The organism is Pseudomonas viridiflava (genome assembly GCF_900602065.1).
Taxonomy (GTDB): domain Bacteria; phylum Pseudomonadota; class Gammaproteobacteria; order Pseudomonadales; family Pseudomonadaceae; genus Aquipseudomonas.
Window position 1 is genome coordinate 26,708 of the sequence record NZ_UWFN01000200.1, and the last position, 16,120, is coordinate 42,827.

General features: G+C 59.3%; 12 protein-coding genes. 7 read left to right on the plus strand and 5 right to left on the minus strand.

Annotated features, from left to right (window positions below):
- The first annotated feature begins 15 nt into the window (after positions 1 to 15).
- Both EE949_RS10685 and EE949_RS10690 read left to right on the plus strand, forming a co-directional pair.
- The gene (locus EE949_RS10685; protein ID WP_122664245.1) at positions 16 to 786 is read left to right on the plus strand and encodes an amino acid ABC transporter ATP-binding protein; all 771 of its coding nucleotides are present in this window, start codon (positions 16 to 18) and stop codon (positions 784 to 786) included.
- 14 nt (positions 787 to 800) lie between these two features.
- Positions 801 to 1,712: an aminotransferase class IV gene (locus EE949_RS10690; RefSeq protein WP_122664246.1), complete on the plus strand. Its 912-nt coding sequence runs from the start codon at positions 801 to 803 to the stop codon at positions 1,710 to 1,712.
- A 153-nt stretch (positions 1,713 to 1,865) separates the two neighbouring features.
- On the opposite strand, the gene EE949_RS10695 is transcribed toward EE949_RS10690, so the two are convergent.
- The 5 genes from EE949_RS10695 to EE949_RS10715 all read right to left on the minus strand — a co-directional run bounded on the left by EE949_RS10695 (position 1,866) and on the right by EE949_RS10715 (position 8,026).
- Entirely contained in the window at positions 1,866 to 2,687 is an 822-nt protein-coding gene (locus EE949_RS10695) for a class I SAM-dependent methyltransferase (RefSeq protein ID WP_122664247.1), read from the minus strand.
- Positions 2,688 to 2,888: 201 nt separating this feature from the next.
- On the minus strand, positions 2,889 to 4,529 hold the full coding sequence (locus tag EE949_RS10700) for a dipeptide ABC transporter ATP-binding protein (RefSeq protein ID WP_122664248.1): 1,641 nt from the start codon (positions 4,527 to 4,529) through the stop codon (positions 2,889 to 2,891).
- Entirely contained in the window at positions 4,526 to 5,443 is a 918-nt protein-coding gene (locus tag EE949_RS10705; protein ID WP_122664249.1) for an ABC transporter permease, read from the minus strand. Before EE949_RS10705 ends, EE949_RS10700 begins: the two co-directional genes overlap by 4 nt.
- Before the next feature lie 4 nt (positions 5,444 to 5,447).
- Complete coding sequence (locus EE949_RS10710; protein ID WP_122664250.1) at positions 5,448 to 6,398, minus strand: ABC transporter permease; 951 nt, start codon at positions 6,396 to 6,398, stop codon at positions 5,448 to 5,450.
- The gene (locus EE949_RS10715) at positions 6,395 to 8,026 is read right to left on the minus strand and encodes an ABC transporter substrate-binding protein (RefSeq protein ID WP_122664251.1); all 1,632 of its coding nucleotides are present in this window, start codon (positions 8,024 to 8,026) and stop codon (positions 6,395 to 6,397) included. Before EE949_RS10715 ends, EE949_RS10710 begins: the two co-directional genes overlap by 4 nt.
- 710 nt (positions 8,027 to 8,736) lie before the next feature.
- Here EE949_RS10715 and EE949_RS10720 point away from each other — a divergent pair.
- The 5 genes from EE949_RS10720 to EE949_RS10740 all read left to right on the plus strand — a co-directional run bounded on the left by EE949_RS10720 (position 8,737) and on the right by EE949_RS10740 (position 16,042).
- A complete protein-coding gene (locus EE949_RS10720) occupies positions 8,737 to 9,567 on the plus strand; it encodes a class II aldolase/adducin family protein (protein WP_122664252.1) in 831 nt (276 codons plus the stop codon).
- Positions 9,568 to 9,571: 4 nt separating this feature from the next.
- Complete coding sequence (locus tag EE949_RS10725) at positions 9,572 to 10,543, plus strand: ABC transporter substrate-binding protein (protein ID WP_122664253.1); 972 nt, start codon at positions 9,572 to 9,574, stop codon at positions 10,541 to 10,543.
- A 4-nt stretch (positions 10,544 to 10,547) separates the two neighbouring features.
- A complete protein-coding gene (locus EE949_RS10730) occupies positions 10,548 to 13,001 on the plus strand; it encodes a TonB-dependent receptor plug domain-containing protein (RefSeq protein ID WP_122664254.1) in 2,454 nt (817 codons plus the stop codon).
- 14 nt (positions 13,002 to 13,015) lie between these two features.
- A complete protein-coding gene (locus tag EE949_RS10735; protein WP_122664255.1) occupies positions 13,016 to 14,350 on the plus strand; it encodes an LLM class flavin-dependent oxidoreductase in 1,335 nt (444 codons plus the stop codon).
- 84 nt (positions 14,351 to 14,434) lie between these two features.
- Positions 14,435 to 16,042 (plus strand): ABC transporter substrate-binding protein, encoded by a 1,608-nt coding sequence (locus tag EE949_RS10740; protein ID WP_122664256.1) that lies wholly within the window; start codon positions 14,435 to 14,437, stop codon positions 16,040 to 16,042.
- Positions 16,043 to 16,120: the final 78 nt, after the last annotated feature.

Here is a 16,120-nt window from a genome sequence, read left to right on the forward strand (position 1 = left end):
TTGTTGAGAATTGTCATGACCGAACAACCGTTGTTCCGTATTCGTCAGTTGCATAAAAACTTCGATCAGCCGGTGCTCAAGGGCATCGACCTGGATGTGCGTCGCGGTGAACGCATCGCGATCATTGGTGGCAGCGGTTCAGGCAAGAGCACTTTGCTGCGCTGCCTGAACTTCATGGAAATGCCCACCCGCGGCGAGATCGAACTCAACGGCGTGCTGCTCGGCGAGGAGCGTGGCGGCGAACGAACCTATCAGGAGCGGCAGTTGCGCGAAGTGCGTGAGCGGGTTGGCATGGTCTTCCAGCAGTTCAACCTGTTCCCGCACATGAGCGTGCTTGAGAACGTCATGGAAGGCTTGATCTCGGTGAAAAAAATCTCCCAGGCCCAGGCGCGTGAACGTGCCTTGGCGCAACTGGAAAAAGTCGGTCTGGCCGATCGCCGCGATACGTACCCGGGGCGCTTGTCGGGCGGTCAGCAACAGCGCGTGGCCATTGCCCGCGCCCTGGTCATGGAACCTGAGGTCTTGCTGTTCGACGAGCCGACGTCGTCGCTGGACCCAGAGCTGGTCGGCGAAGTGCTGCGGGTGATTCGCCAACTGGCTGACGAAGGCCGCACGCTGTTGCTGGTGACCCACGAACTGGGCTTCGCTTATCACTTTGCCGAGCGGGTACTGTTTCTCGAAAATGGCGTCATCCACGAGCAGGGCACGCCTGATCAAGTGCTGAAAAACCCGCAGCAACCCCGCACCCAGGAATTCCTCGCCCGCTTCGCCGAGCGTTCTTTTTAAGACCGGAGACTCCCATGCTTTCAACCACCAGCAGTCAGGCCTATGCAGCCGACCCGCGTAATGCCGACGTCAAGGTCTACCTCAACGGTGAGTTCGTTCACCGCGATGCCGCCAAGGTGTCGATATTTGACGCGGGTTTCGTCTGCGGTGACGGCGTTTGGGAAGGGTTGCGCCTGGTACAGGGCAGACTTGTTGCCTTGCAGGCGCATCTGGACCGGCTGTTCGAAGGGGCGCTGAGCATCGATCTGGACATCGGGCTGACGCGTGACGAGGTCGAAAAAGTGCTCTGGGATACCCTTGCAATCAACGGCATGACGGACGGCGCGCATTTGCGCCTGATGATTACCCGTGGGCGCAAAAGCACGCCTAATCAGGACCCGCGCTTCATCATCGGCAAGGCGACTGTGGTGTGTGTGGCTGAGTACAAGGTCGTTGACCTGGAAGCCAAGGCCCGGGGCATTTCGCTGTTCACCTCGACCTATCGGTGCAGCACGCCGGACGTGTTCGATTTGCGGCTTAACTCCCACAGCCGCCTGAATCTTATCCAGGCCTTGCTGCAAGCATTGCATGCCGGTGCGGATGAGGCGTTGATGCTCGACAGCCGGGGCTTTGTGGCGAGCTGTAACTCGACCAACTTTTTTATCGTGCGCAAAGGCGAACTGTGGACGTCATCAGCGCATTGCTGCTTCAACGGTATTACCCGCCAGACGCTGGTCAGCCTGGCGCGTGAAAACGGCATCAAGGTTCACGAAGGCGAGTTCACCCTGGCGCAGGTCTACAGCGCCGATGAAGCTTTCGTCACCGGCACGCTGGCGGGCATCACCCCGGTGAAAGTGGTGGATGGCCGGCCGATTGGTTCGGGCGAGCGCCCGGTGAGTGAGCGGTTGAATGCGCTTTATCAGAGCCATATCAGCTCGGCGGAGTAGGTTTATGGGCTATCCATGTTTTGCGGCAAACATTGTCCTTGTAGGAGCTGCCGAAGGCTGCGATGGCGGTGTCTCAGGATAAATGCTTCGCAGCCTTCGGCAGCTCCTACAAAGAGAGTCTATTGCTGAAATTTGCGGTGTTCAGGGCGCGTCCTATTCACCCACCGGCTTCACAAACCGCAACGTGAACCGGTCTGACTCGCCAATCGCCGCGTATTTCGCCCGGTCCTGTTCCCCCAGTTTGTACGAGGGCGGCAGGGTCCAGACGCCCGCCGAGTAGTCTTTGCTGTCTTTGGGGTTGGCGTTGACTTCGCTTTGCGCTTCCAGCTTGAAGCCTGCATCCGTGGCCAGTTTCACCACGTAATCAGTAGGCAGGTAACCACTGGTTTTGATGCTGCTGACATCAGCGCCGTCTTTGGCCCGGTGATCCACCACGCCCAGCACACCGCCCGGTTTGAGCACCTTGAAAAACGCCGCGAACATCTGCGGCGCATCATCCGCCAGCACCCAGTTGTGAACGTTGCGGAAGGTCAGCACGCGGTCTGCTGTACCGGGTTTGCCGAACACCGGTGCCTGCGGGTCGAACTCGACGGTTTCGGCTTTGCTGTAACGGGCCGTGTCCGCCTTGAATTTCTGCGTCAGGCCGTCGGCGGCTTTTTTGTAATAGTCGCCGGAAGAGGGTGCCTGAACCGCTGCAACGTAACGTCCATGGTCCTTGAGCAAGGGCGCGAGGATTTCGCTGTACCAGCCACCGCCAGGCGTAATTTCGATCACCGTCTGCTGCGCCTGCAAACCGAAGAACTTCAATGTCTCTTGGGGATGACGGTAACTGTCGCGGGCGCTGTTCTCTTTGGCGCGCCATGAGCCTTCAAGCACTTTCCGGTACTGCGCGTCAGTGATGTCCGTTGTCGCAGCCTGGCTGAGGGCGGGTGCTAGAAGCGAGGCGAGGGTCAAAGCCAGAAGGGTGCGGGTCATGATTGTCCTTGTGGGATGTGTACCAACATCGAGCTGTAAACACAGTACCTGTAGGAGTGAGCTTGCTCGCGATTCGGTCTATCAGTCGATGAATATATTGCCTGTGCTGACGCTATCGCGAGCAAGCTCACTCCTACAGAAGAGCATTCCAAATCATGTGGTTATATTTTGTTAGATGAGAGCTGCCGAATGGATTTCAATTCAATACTGCGCCGCTACCTCCAGCCGTCGCCCCGGTATCGCTTCAATCAGTTCACGGGTATACGCCGCTTCCGGCTGGTGGAAAATTTCGCTGGCAGCGCCTTGTTCGACGGTCTTCCCCTGACGCAACACCAACACCTGATGAGCCACGCTGGCAACCACGGCGAGGTCATGGGACACCAGCACATAAGCAATGCCCAATTCGCTTTGTAGCTCTACCAGCAAATCCAGAATCTGTGCCTGTACCGAGACGTCGAGGGCTGACACCGGCTCGTCGAGCAGCAGCAAGTCCGGTTGCAACGCCAGCGCTCGTGCGATGGCGACCCGCTGCCGCTGGCCACCGGAGAGCTCTCGCGGCAAACGATCCAGATACGCCACCGGTAGATGCACCCGCTCGATCAGCTTGCGCGCCGCCTGTTCCAGATCCCGGCCTTTAAGCAGCCCAAACGACACCAGCGGTTCGATGATGCTCTCAAACAGGGTGAAGCGCGGGTCAAGGGCAGCGAAAGGGTTCTGCTGAACCAGTTGCATGCGTCTGCGTAACGGGCGGAAGTCACGCCAACCCAAATGAGTAATGTCCTTATCTTCGAACAACACGCGGCCCTGGCTTGGTTTTTCCAGACCCAGCGCAATGCGCAACGCAGTACTTTTACCCGAGCCGGACTCGCCCACAATGGCCAGCGTTTGCCCCGGATAAACCTTGAAGTTCACATCCTCCAAGGCCTGAAAATCGGCGTTTTCGCCTTTCACATAAGGCAGGCGGAACGACTTGCCGACGTTCTCCAGCGTGAGGATCGGTGCTTTGCCGTTCGTGGAGGGGCGCGGTGCTGCGGGTGTCTTGCGCTGGCCAAAGGCGGGCGCAGCGGCAAGCAGTGCCTGAGTGTAGGAATGGCTCGGGTTAATCAGAATCTGTTGCGGCGGACCTTGTTCGACCAGTTCGCCGCTCTTCATCACCAGTACCCGATCCGCGCGGTCGGCGGCCACGCCCAGATCGTGGGTGATGATCAGCAGTGAAATGCCGCGATCTGCCACCAACCGTTGCAGGTGGTCAAGAATCTTGCGTTGTACGGTCACGTCCAGCGCACTGGTGGGCTCGTCGGCAATGATCAGCCGTGGATTGCCCGCCAGTGCAATGGCAATCAGCACCCGCTGGCGCATGCCGCCGGACAGCTCGTGGGGGTATTGCCGGGCGCGCAGCAGCGGCTTGTCCAGACCCACCTGTTGCAGCAACTCCAGCACATCGGCGTCTACCGCCGGATAACGACGGCCGTGCGCCTCAATCAGCGCCTCGGCGATTTGTTTGCCGATGCGCAGCGTCGGGTTCAGCCCGACCATGGGGTCCTGTGGCACCAGACCGATCGTGCTGCCGCGAATTTGTCGTTTTTGCCGCTCGGAGGCGTGAGTCAGGTCCGTGCCGTCCACCCACAGTTCGCCGCCGGTCACTATGGCGTTGTCTGGCAATAGCCCAAGGATGGCATTGGCCATGGTCGATTTGCCGGAGCCGGACTCACCGACAATGGCCAGGGTTTCACCTTTGGCCACCTGAAATGAAACGCCGCGTACCGCCTGATTGACCTGCCCGCCAAAACGGTAGGCAACAGCCAGTTGGCGCACGTCGATCAATGCATCCGTGATGCTCATCGTTGAGTCTCCTCAAGGGTGCGGGCGATGTGGTTGAAGCTGAACACCACCGCAACCACGAACAGCCCCGGCAACAGCGACACCCAGGGTGCGGTCATCAGAAAGTGGCGTCCGTTGGCAATCAGCGTGCCCCATTCCGCGGCAGGCGGCTCTGCGCCGAAACCGAGAAAACTCAAACCCGCCGTAGCGAGAATGGCCGCGCCGAAATCCAGCGTCGCCAGCACGGCAACAGGGCCCCAGGCGTTGGGCAGGATGTGGCGCAGCAAGGTCCGGGTCCAACTGGCTCCGCCCAGACGCGCCGCTTCCACGTAGGGCAGGGTTTTGATGCGTAGCACTTCGGCCCGTGTCGTCCGGGCAAAACCGGGAATGATCCCTACGCCCACGGCGATGGCCACCGGGATGGTGCCGAAACCGATTGCGGTGACGATGGCCAGCGCCAGCAACAAGCCGGGCAGGGCCAGCAGCACATCGATGAAACGCATGATCACGGCGTCAATCCGGCCACCAGCGAAACCGGAGACGATACCCAGGCTCAAGCCACCTGCCAGTGCGATGCCCACGGCCAGCAGGGCGGCCTGCACCGAGAGGCTTGAGCCGTGGACGACCCGGGTATATAAGTCGCGGCCCAGTTCATCGGTGCCGAACCAGTGCACGGCATTGGGCGCGGTGAGTTTGTCGGTCGGCGAGGTGGCGTAAGGCGCAAAGCTGGTGAGCAGGTTTGGCGCGACGGCGGCCAGCAAGGCAAAGGCGATGATTGCAACCGCCAGGAGAAAACCCGGTCGGCGCAGCAGTGGCTGCGTGGCCTCCAGGGCCCGGCTGAAGCGGCTGCGCCGACGCCATAAGGCAGGCGGCGCTGGCTGCGTGGTGGTGAAACTGCGAGCCAGACGTTCAAGGCGATTATCAAAAATAGTCATGGCGTCAGGAGACCTTTGGTGTATGGGCGATTCGTGGGTCTAGCGCGGGATAGAGCAGATCGACGATCAGGTTGACCAGAACAAAGGCCGCAGCTGATACCGCGACAATCGCAAGCACCACGGGAATGTCCTGACGCAGCACCGCCTCCTGAGCCAGTCGACCGACCCCGGAGCGGGCGAAAATGGTTTCGACCAGCACGGCCCCGGACACGGTATTGCCGACTTGCAGGCCGATCAGGGTCAACAACGGAAGGGCTGCATTCTTGAACGCATGCCGGGCCTGGACCTGCGCGCGGCTGAGGCCTTTGGCGTAGGCGGTAATAATGTAGGGTTCTTTCCAGACACCCTGGAAGCCGCGTTGCAGAACCTGCGCATACACTGCGGCACTGGGAATGGCCAGGGTGACGGCGGGCAGGATCAGGCTGGAGAAGCCCTGGTTGCCGGTGGCCGGGAACCAGCCGAGGGTGAAGGCGAACAACTGGATCAGCAGCAGGCCCATCCAGAACACTGGCACCGAAAAGCCCAAAGAGGGCAGTCGGGCCAGTGCGACCTTCAGCGGTTGCCAACGCACATAAGCGGTGAGGTAAGCCAGACCGATGCCGCCAATCAGTGAAAACACGATGGCCAGACCCGCCAGCGCCAGGGTCTGCGGCAGACGCTCGACGAGCAATTCAGCGACCGGCCGGTTGAGCGTCAACGAGCTGCCGAAGTCGCCCTGAACTGCGCCCCACAGCAAGTGAAAGTACTGCTGGAAAATCCCTCCATCCAGACCGTAATAGGCTTGTGCCTTGGCGATCTCCTCAGGCGACAGCGCGTCGATCTCGACACCCGAGGCACTGAGCATGATCGACAGCGTGTCACCCGGCAGTAAATACAGGATGAAGTACGTCACGCTGTACGCGCCCCACAACACCAGCAGCGCCTGGGCGATCCGGCCGATCACGTAGCGGCTCATGGCGCGACGATCTCGATGTCGTTGAGCAGGGCAAAGCCTTCGGCGGTCCAGTAGAAGTTTTGTACCTTCTTGGCCGTCGCGGCCTGCCAGACACGCTCATAGATCGGGAATGCGGAGCCTTCTTCGATCAGCAGATCCTGTAGATCGCCATAGGCTTTTGCGCGTTGCTCGCTTTGGGTGGCGGTCAGGCCTGCGTCGTACAGCTCCAGTGCCTTGGGCAGTGTTTCCGGTGCGTACAGGTTGGTAGCCAGGGTCGAGCTGTTGGCGGTGCGCGGGTCGATGATCGTCTGCAGAATGATCGGGTCGGCACGGGTCATGTAGGTGGAGGTCAGGTCATAGTTGCCCGAGGCGTTGGCGGCGGCCCATTCCGCGGTGGTCAGCACGTTGAGCTTGAGCTCGATGCCGATCTTGCGCAGTTGGTCCTGAATCAGCACATCGCCTGCGGTTTCGGCCGGGGACAGGTTGTAGACCAGTTTCAGGCGTTTGCCGTCCTTGCTGCGGTAGCCATCCTGACCCTTCACCCAGCCTGCCTCATCCAGCAGTTTTTCCGCGCCTTGCGGGTCATAGCCGAGCGTGTCGGCCTTGTTCTTGTAGTACGGCGTGGTGACGTCGTAGATGCTGGTTACCACCGGGAATTGCGGGTTGTACACGGTCGCGGCATAGGTCTTGCGGTCGATGCCTTTTTGCAGGGCCAGGCGCACGTTGCGATCAGCAAGGATGCGCGTGCCACGGGTATTGGGGTAGAAGTTCAGCGCCGGGCCAGGCAGCGACCGGCTCTGAATCGTGGCGCCCTTGGACTTGAACAGGTTCAGGTCGACTTCGGAGAAGGGCGCGCGTGGCCAGAGAATGTCCACCTGACCTTGCACGAACTGGCCATTGCGCACGCTTTCTTCCGGCACGTAGCTGACCTCGACGGTATTAAGGTGCGCCTCGCCTTTGTTTTTCACGTTGGCGGATGGCCACGCATAGCCCTTGCGCTTGACCAGCTTCAGACCGCTTTCCGGGGTGTAGCGCTCCAGCACGAACGGGCCGGTGCCAATAATGGCGCCGAGAGAACGTTCCTTGACGCTGAGCTTGTAGGATTCCGGCGCGAGGATCGCAAGGTTGGTGGTGGAGGTGGCCTGCAGGAAGCCGGCATTCGGCGTAGCCAACACCAGCTTCACGGTAAAGTCATCGACCACTTCCGCGTGGTCGTAGCCCTTCAGATAGGTCGCGCCAAAGGTGGTGGGCAGTTGCGCGGCAAAGGCCTTGTTGGAGTCATAGGCTGCTTTAACCGCCTGAGCGTCGAAGCGCGTGCCGTTGCTGAAGGTGACGTCTTTGCGCAAATGGAAAGTGTATTCCAGCGCGTTGTCGCTGACCTGCCAGCTTTCAGCCAGCCAGGGGATGATTTTGCCGGTTTGCGGATCCTGATCGGTCAGTGACTCGGCGACGTTGCGCAGCACCACACGGTGTTCAAGCCAGTAGACCTGGAAGGGGTCGAGGCTGACGAGTGTGGTGTTGTCGCGAAAGAAAGCAATCTTCAGGGTCTTGTTGGCTTTCAGATCCTGAGCGGACGGTGAGCAGCCCAGCAGTGTCGCGGCGGTGGCGCAGGCGGCCAGCAAGCGAAGTAACGGGAAACGTCTACTCATTGCGCAATCCTCGACCCTTGACCCATGAGACTGTGTATTGCGACGCCTGTGGCGCGGTTGGGTATTGCCAAGGAATGTCTCAGATGCATGGATGGATCCTTTACACAGCGGGAGTTGGGTGCATGGGAAGGCTGACCGGAACGGAGGGTCAGGCTGTCTTTCTAAGACCGTATTCTTATGGTTGGCTGCTGTAAAAGGCTTTTTGCTTCTAAGCTAATATGTATTTTATTGATTGGTTGTGGATTTGATTATGCTGAATATTTATTTTCAACTCTTTGAGTCATGTCAGTAGCCCGATGGGATCCTGCCAGCCAGAACTGGCTGATGGTCTAAGCGGCCTATATGTCTAAAATGAATTTTATGTGTATTTCTAAATAATCAGATTGAATATTACGTTAGACCGATAAGGAATTTCACAAGGCGGTTTCCTTGCTTTAGGTTCTTAAGCGTCAGCCGTAAAAACGGCAACAACACCATGACTCGACCCGACCCCTCGCACGGTGGAGGAGAGCAGCAGCCAGCCTTTATGCGAGGGACCCTGATCATGACCATCTAGCGTTACTGCCCATTTCTCCGAGCCGTCGACAACCCACGTCGCGTGGTCCGGAACTCCCAAATGCCAACCTGTCACCGCGCTCCAATGTGCGCAGCGATGGCGTTCGCCTGAAGAAAAAAGCTCGGCAACACGAGCACTGGTTGAGTAGAACCGAATGAGCCATGCACCCGTCATCACCAAAAGCATTTACAGCCTGCCCAACAGCAATAACCGTCTGACTCTCGATAGCGTCCTGCGCCACGCCGACCTGCTGCAAGAGCGGCTGCATCGCAAGCAGCGTCTGGCGGCGGCTTATCGCCTGTTTTCACGTTATGGATTCGAAGTCGGCCTGGCCGGGCATTTCACCGCTCGCGATCCGATTGAAACCGATCACTACTGGATCAACCCGCTGGGCGTACCGTTTTCCCAGATCAGTGTTTCGCAACTGCTGCGCGTCGATGCCCAAGGGCAAGTCGTCGAAGGCGACGGGCTGCTCAATACCAGCGCGCTGGATTTGCATTACGGCTTGCAGCAAGCCCGTCCGGAAGTCGTCGGTATCGCCCATTTACATGGTTTTTATGGGCGGACATGGTCATCGCTGGCGCAGCTTTTTGATCCGATTACGGCCGAAGCCGGAGCCTTTGTCGGCGATCAGGCAATCTTCCCGCGCCACGACTTGCGTAAAGCCGACGGCACCTTGGAGCAAGACCGCGACATCGTGACCGGTGCGTTCGTCGACAGCTTCGCAGGCAATAACCTGTTGTTCTGGCAAAACCACGGCGTCTGGACGGTGGGAGAAACGGTCGAAAGTGCGGCCTGGCGTTTCATCCTCGCCGAAGACGTGGCCCGTTCGCACTTGCTGGCTCGGGCTGCCGGGGTGCCGGTGATCCCGCAGGTAGATCCGGCAAATGCTCAGGGCAGGGCGCGCAACGAACTGTTTGCCTGGCTCAATTTCCAGCCGTTGTGGGACGAGATCATCGCCCAGCAACCTGATCTGTTGGCCTGAGGCCATGGTTGCCATTACTCGACGTCAATTGCTGACCGGCGGTGCCATTGCAGCCGCCGGTGGCTTGCTGGCTGCCATCACCCCGCCAGTGTTCGGCGCTGAGCAGGCGCCACTGCGGGTCTGGCGTTACAAAGGCTCGGCAGCCTCGTTCATGGGCCTGGCCGGACAACTCGATACGCCTTATCCCGTCGAGTGGATCGACATTGGCGGCGGCAACCTGGTCCTCGAAGCCCTGAACAGTGACAGCCTCGACTACGTGTACATGAGCGAGATTCCGCCGATCTTCGCGTCCATTGCCAAGGTGCCGATTGCCCTGGTGGCGACGATTTCCGGCGATGTCAGCGACATTGGCATTGTGGTGCGCAATGACGCCGGTATTCAGCAGGTTGCGGACCTGAAGGGCAGAAAGATCAGCTATGTGCGGGCCACCAACACCCATTACTTCCTGTTGCGCCTGCTCAATCAGCACGGCTTGTCCCTGAAGGATGTGCAGCCGATCCCGATGCCGATCCAGGAAGCGTTGATTGCGTTTCGCAGCGGGCATCTGGATGCCGTGATCGGCGGCGGTATTTCCGTGCTTCAGGCCGTGCAGTCCGGCGGCACCCGTTTGCAGAACGTCAGCGATTACCGGGGCAACACGCTGATCGCTACGACGCAACGCGCCTTGCAGGATCCGGCACGCAGCGCGCAGGTGGCTGATTTTCTCCAGCGTGAGCGTGCCACTTGGGCCTGGGTGCAAAACAACCCTGAAGCCTGGGCGCGGCGTAATCAGGAGATCACGGGTATCGATGCGCAACTGTATCTGGATCAGTTCCGCCTGCGTGGCGAAGCGCAGCGCATGGTGCCGGTTTCCGAGCAGTCCATCGCCTCCCAGCAGCAAGTAGCCGATGCCTTTTTTGAACATCAGTTGATTCGCCAGCAGGTCGACGTGCGACCGCTGTGGCGTAACGACTTCAAGCAGATTCTGGAAAGTTGACCTTATGAAAATGAATTCCTTCGCCGTTGCACCGTCGTTTGCGCCGTTGTTTCTTGCCGGTTTCAGCTTGCTGCCGGGCATGGCATTTGCCGCTGACAGCAGCACCGACACCCTGGATACAGTGATTGTCACCGGCTCTCGGGGCAGTGAGGCGCGCACCGTCACCAGTAGCCCGGCACCGATTGACGTGATCAGCGCCCAGCAACTGGAAAAAACCGGCTCCGGCAGCCTGCGCGGAGCACTGGAAAAGTCCTTGCCGTCCTTCAGTCAGCGACCATCAGGCAGCTCCAACGACAGCATTGCCCGGCCTTACAGCCTGCGCGGCCTGAATGGCTCCAACGTGCTGGTGCTGGTCAACGGCAAGCGTCGCCATAACAGCGCCGTGATTAACCTGGATTCCACGGCAGCTTACGGCACCAACCCGGTGGATCTGGACATGATCCCGATCAGCGCCATCGACCACATCGAAGTGCTGCGTGACGGTGCGTCAGCCCAATACGGGTCGGACGCCATCGCCGGGGTGATCAATATCATCCTCAAGCAAAACGACAATGGCGGCACGGCCAGCACTCAGTTTGGCGAGTACTACAAAGGCGACGGCGAAATTATCAAGCAGGCGCTCAACGCCGGGTTTGCGCTGCCCAACGATGGTTTCTTCAATTTTTCTTTGGACGCCAAATCCCAGCAGACCGCCGTCCGTTCGCGGGATGCCACAGGCTCGCTGTATTACCCGCAAGCCGATGGCTCGGCCGATCCGCGAGAAGCGAGCACTAATCGTGAACTGCAAAAGAACGGTTTGCCGAAAATCAAAGCCATCAACGTCGGCTATAACGCCGAGCTGCCGCTCAATGACGACCTGAGCCTGTATTCCTTTTCCACCCTGAGCAAGCGCGATGCACGAGGCGGGCAGAACTATCGACGGCCGAACTCGACCAACATCATCCCCGAGATTTACCCCGACGGGACGGCACCGTTCTATACCCTTGAAGAGATCGACTATCAGGTCGCCGCAGGTGCCAGGGGGCTGGTCAAGGAGTGGAATTGGGATCTGAGTTCGACTTTCGGCCGTGACAAGGGGCAGGCCGGTACCGACGAAACACTCAATGCGTCTTTAGGACCGTCCAGCCCGACGCATTTCGATACCTACTCCAACACCTTCGATCAGTGGACCAATAACCTCGACCTGACCCGTGCTTTCGAGGTCGGTCTGGCCAAACCCTTGCAGGTTTCCTGGGGCGCCGAGCACCGCCATGAGCGTTACAAGACCGAGTCCGATGACCCGCTTTCGTATATCAACGGCGGCTACGTTTACCCGAGCGGGCCGCTGGCCGGAAGACCGGCAGCCATCGGTGCGCAAGGTGCAATTACCCTCACGCCGGAAGACGAAGGGCAGAACAGCCGCAACAGCTACGCAACCTATCTGGACCTGGGCATCAACCCCACCGAAAAGCTTTACGTCGGTGTCGCCGGGCGTTTTGAAAAGTACGACGACAGCTCCGGCAACACTGCCAGCGGCAAGCTCGCGCTGCGCTACGATTTCACTCCCGAGTTTGCGGTTCGTGGCACGCTGAGCAACGGCTTCCGGGCGCCTTCGCTGTCGCAATCCACCTACGCGCAGACCTCGAACCAGTACACCTCGGTCAACGGTGTGCTGCAGTTCGTTGAGGCCAAGACCGCCCGGGTCGATTCGGCGTTGGCCAAGGCATTGGGTGCCAGCGATCTGGACCCGGAAAAATCACGCAACATCAGCGTGGGCTTCACCTATAAGCCTGTGCCCGCAGCCAATCTGACAATCGATGCTTACCAGATCGAAATCAAGGACCGTATCGGGCTGACCGGCTTTCTGTCCGGCAACAGCGTCGATCAGATTCTTCAGCAACAGGGCTATCGGCCGGGCTACCGGGTGAAGTACTTCACCAACGCGGCCGATACGACAACTCGCGGTGTTGATCTGGTCACTGACTACAAGGTCGATTATGGCCGCTACGGCAGCGTCAAATATGGCTTGGCGTTCAACTACAACAAGACCGAAATCGACGGCATCAAATCTACGCCTTCCGCGCTGGCTTCTACCGGACTTGAGCTATTCGACCGGGTTGCCCAAGGCTATCTGACGGTGGCCAATCCCAAGACCAAGCTGATTCTCAGCGGTAACTGGCAGGTGGATAAATTCAACATCAACCTGGCGCTCAATCGCTACGACAAAGTCATCTCCCGGGACGTTAACCCTGACTTTGACGTGACCTTCGGTGCCAAGTGGATCACCGATCTGGAGGTCGCTTATGCGGTGACCGACAGCCTTGGTGTGGCGGTCGGCGCGAACAACCTGTTCGACGTGCGTGCCGACAACAACGCTTACCCCGCTGGAGACGTCAACGGCTTCCCTAAATTCGGCAGCATCTCGCCGTTCGATCCCTACGGTGGCCTCTGGTACACCCGTGTGAGTTACACCTTCTGACAGGGGCATCAAGCATGAGCACTGCAAAACCACAGATCATCCTCGGCGCGTTTATTCCCAGCGCCGGCATATTGGGTTCCAGCTGGCGTCATCCGCAGGCTGCCGCTGACTCGTTCAAGGATTTCAATCACTTTCGCTGGATCGCCGAGACGCTGGAAAAAGCGCGTTTTCATACCCTGTTTTTCAATGACAGCCTGAACGTCGATCTGGACCTTGAGGCGTTGGCGCGTGGCCCGAACAGCGTGCGCTGGGACCCATTGGTGCTGATGCCAGCGCTGGCACTGGTCACCCGCGACATAGGCCTGATCGGTACCGCGAGTACCACTTACAACGAGCCGTACAACATTGCCCGCAAGCTGGCCAACATCGACCATCTGAGTGGCGGCCGGGCAGGCTGGAATCTGGTCACATCGTTGGGCGGCGGCGAGAACTTCAACCTTGATGCTCACGTTCAGCACGCCGACCGTTATGAGCGCGCCGAAGAGTTCTATGACGTGGTCACCGGCCTCTGGGACAGCTGGGAAGATGACGCTTTTGTGCAGGACAAGGCCAGCGGCACCTGGCTAGACGTGGAAAAAATGCACGTGCTCGATCACCACGGCAAATCGTTCCAGGTCAAAGGCCCGCTCAACGCAGCGCGGCCCATTCAGGGTTATCCGGTGATTGCCCAGGCGGGCTCCTCCGATGCCGGTCGTGCCTTGGCGTCGCGGGCGGGGGAGCTGGTGTTCACGGCGCAACATACGGTGGAGCAAGGCCTGGCGTTCTACACCGAAATCAAGCAACGCGCGGCCGCGTTGGGGCGTAATCCCGATCACCTGAAAGTGCTACCGGGTGTCTCGCCGGTGGTGGGGCGCACCCAAGCCGAGGCTCAGGCCAAGTACGACCGTTTGCAGGAGCTGCTGGATGCCAAGACCTTCCTGCGCACCATTTCGCGGTTTACCAGCCTTGGGTTTGATCTCTCCGAGTTGCCCTTCGACGAAGTGGTGCCGTTACCGCCGGAACAGTTCGACACCAACACCCATAAGAGTCGCCAGAAGCTGGTCTTCGATCTGATTCGCCGTGAGCGGCCGACGGTGCGGCAGTTGTTCAACAAGCTGACATCGGGCGGGCACCGCATTTTGATCGGGACGCCTGAAAGTATTGCCGACGACTTCCAGCAATGGTTCGAAGCGGGAGCAGCAGACGGTTTCAATGTGATGTTCAGCGGGCTGCATGAAGGCATCAGCGATTTTGCCGAAGGCGTCGTGCCCGAACTGCAACGTCGTGGCCTATTCCAGCGTGAATACCAGGGCAAAAGCCTGCGGGAAAACCTCGGGTTGCCGTATGTCGCGAATCGGCATGCGCGGTGAGCCCCGCACACAAAAGATTGCATCGCCCTGTTAGAGCCCAGCTCCCACAGGGTCCAAGCCAGACTTCAGAGAAAGTTGTTTCTTATGACCTTGAACACTTCGTTAAAAATTGCCACGGGTGCTCGACTGGCCTTGCTCTTCGTCGCCGTCACCCTCGCTGCATGCGGCGATAAGGCCAGTACCCCGGCCGCCACTAGTGCAGCCAACCCGGTCGCTGGCGGGATTCTTAAGGTCGCGCTGGACGGCGACCCCAACTGTATCGATCCGCAGCAGGCGGGTAACAACACCGCGCTCAACGTGGGTCGGCAGGTGGTGGATTCACTGACCGATCAGGACCCGAAAACTGGTGAGATCGTGCCCTGGCTGGCTAGCCGCTGGGAGGTGGATGGCGAGTCCCGACGCTTCACTTTTCACCTGCGTGAAGGCGTCAAGTTCAGTGACGGCAGTGCGCTGAACGCCGCCTCGGTAAAGGCCAACTACGAAAACATCGTGGCGCTGGGAGCGCGCTCGGTACTGGGTTCGACCTATCTGGCAGGCCTGAAAAACATCGAGACGCCTGACCAGAACACGGTGGTTATCGAGTTCGGGCAGTCCAATGCCCAGTTCCTGCAAGCCACTTCTACCATGAGCCTCGGGCTGTTGGCGCCGTCGACGCTGGCTTTGCCTCCTGCCGAGCGTTGCCAGGGCAACCTGATTGGCAGCGGGCCGTTTGTGATCAAATCTTTCGTGCATAACCAGAAGGTGGTGCTTGCACGTCACGAAGCGTATTCCGGGGAATCGTCACTGGCTACGCACAAAGGCAAAGCCTGGCTGGACGGGATTGAATTTGTCATCGTGCCGGAGTCCGGCGTGCGCCTGGGCAGTCTGCTGTCGGGGCAGATCGACGTCGACACCGCAGTGGTGCCGCAGAACGAAGCGGTGCTGGAAACGCAGGGCATCTCCTTATTGACCCGGGCCAATCCGGGCGTGGTTTACAACCTGACACCGGACGAAACTGACCCGTTGTACAGCGATATCAAGGTTCGTCAGGCTTTGGTCAAAGCGATTGATCGTGAGCAGTTGCGCAGCATCATTTCCCGCTATCAAAAACCGGCAACAGCCTTGCTGGCCAGCAGTACGCCGTTCTATCGCGATTTTTCTTCTTTGTTGAAATACGACCCGGAGGGCGCAAAACAGCTGCTCGAAGAGGCGGGCTGGAAGGTCGGCGCTGACGGCATCCGTAGCCGTGACGGCAAGCGTCTGGCGCTGCAACTCAGTTACTGGCAAAACGCGCCGATTCTGGAGTTGGTACAGCAGCAGTTACGGCTGGTCGGCATCGACTTGCGCCTGAACAAGTCCACCATCAGCCAAATCGCTGCCTTGCAGTCTGCCGGTGACATGCACCTGACATTTTTCAACCTGACCCGCGCCGATCCGGACGTGGTGCGGACGGTGTATGAGGTGAACGGCCGCAATTACAACCGTCGCCAACCTGCACCGGTCGATCAGCTCTTGCAGCAGGCCGCAGCCACCCTGGACAACGCACAACGCCAGGCGCTGACCGATCAGGCCAGTGAAATTCTGCTGCGCGAAGGGCATGCCATCCCCCTGATCGAGCTGTCCTCTGTGCTGGCCCACGGCAAACAGGTGCAAGGGCTGCATTACGAAGCGTCCTCGCGGCTGCAGTTTTTCGATACGTGGTTGCAGCGGTAGGAGTCCCGATATGTTCCTGAGACAACGCTATCTAACTGCCGACGCAAGACCCTGTGGGACCGGATTCATCCGGGAAGG

Coding starts and splice junctions, on each gene's coding strand:
- EE949_RS10740 (WP_122664256.1), top strand. CDS start 14,435: ATGACCTTGAACACTTCGTTAAAAATTGCCACGGGTGCTCGACTGGCC.
- EE949_RS10715 (WP_122664251.1), bottom strand. CDS start 8,026: ATGAGTAGACGTTTCCCGTTACTTCGCTTGCTGGCCGCCTGCGCCACC.
- EE949_RS10710 (WP_122664250.1), bottom strand. CDS start 6,398: ATGAGCCGCTACGTGATCGGCCGGATCGCCCAGGCGCTGCTGGTGTTG.
- EE949_RS10720 (WP_122664252.1), top strand. CDS start 8,737: ATGAGCCATGCACCCGTCATCACCAAAAGCATTTACAGCCTGCCCAAC.
- EE949_RS10700 (WP_122664248.1), bottom strand. CDS start 4,529: ATGAGCATCACGGATGCATTGATCGACGTGCGCCAACTGGCTGTTGCC.
- EE949_RS10730 (WP_122664254.1), top strand. CDS start 10,548: ATGAAAATGAATTCCTTCGCCGTTGCACCGTCGTTTGCGCCGTTGTTT.
- EE949_RS10725 (WP_122664253.1), top strand. CDS start 9,572: ATGGTTGCCATTACTCGACGTCAATTGCTGACCGGCGGTGCCATTGCA.
- EE949_RS10705 (WP_122664249.1), bottom strand. CDS start 5,443: ATGACTATTTTTGATAATCGCCTTGAACGTCTGGCTCGCAGTTTCACC.
- EE949_RS10735 (WP_122664255.1), top strand. CDS start 13,016: ATGAGCACTGCAAAACCACAGATCATCCTCGGCGCGTTTATTCCCAGC.
- EE949_RS10690 (WP_122664246.1), top strand. CDS start 801: ATGCTTTCAACCACCAGCAGTCAGGCCTATGCAGCCGACCCGCGTAAT.
- EE949_RS10695 (WP_122664247.1), bottom strand. CDS start 2,687: ATGACCCGCACCCTTCTGGCTTTGACCCTCGCCTCGCTTCTAGCACCC.
- EE949_RS10685 (WP_122664245.1), top strand. CDS start 16: ATGACCGAACAACCGTTGTTCCGTATTCGTCAGTTGCATAAAAACTTC.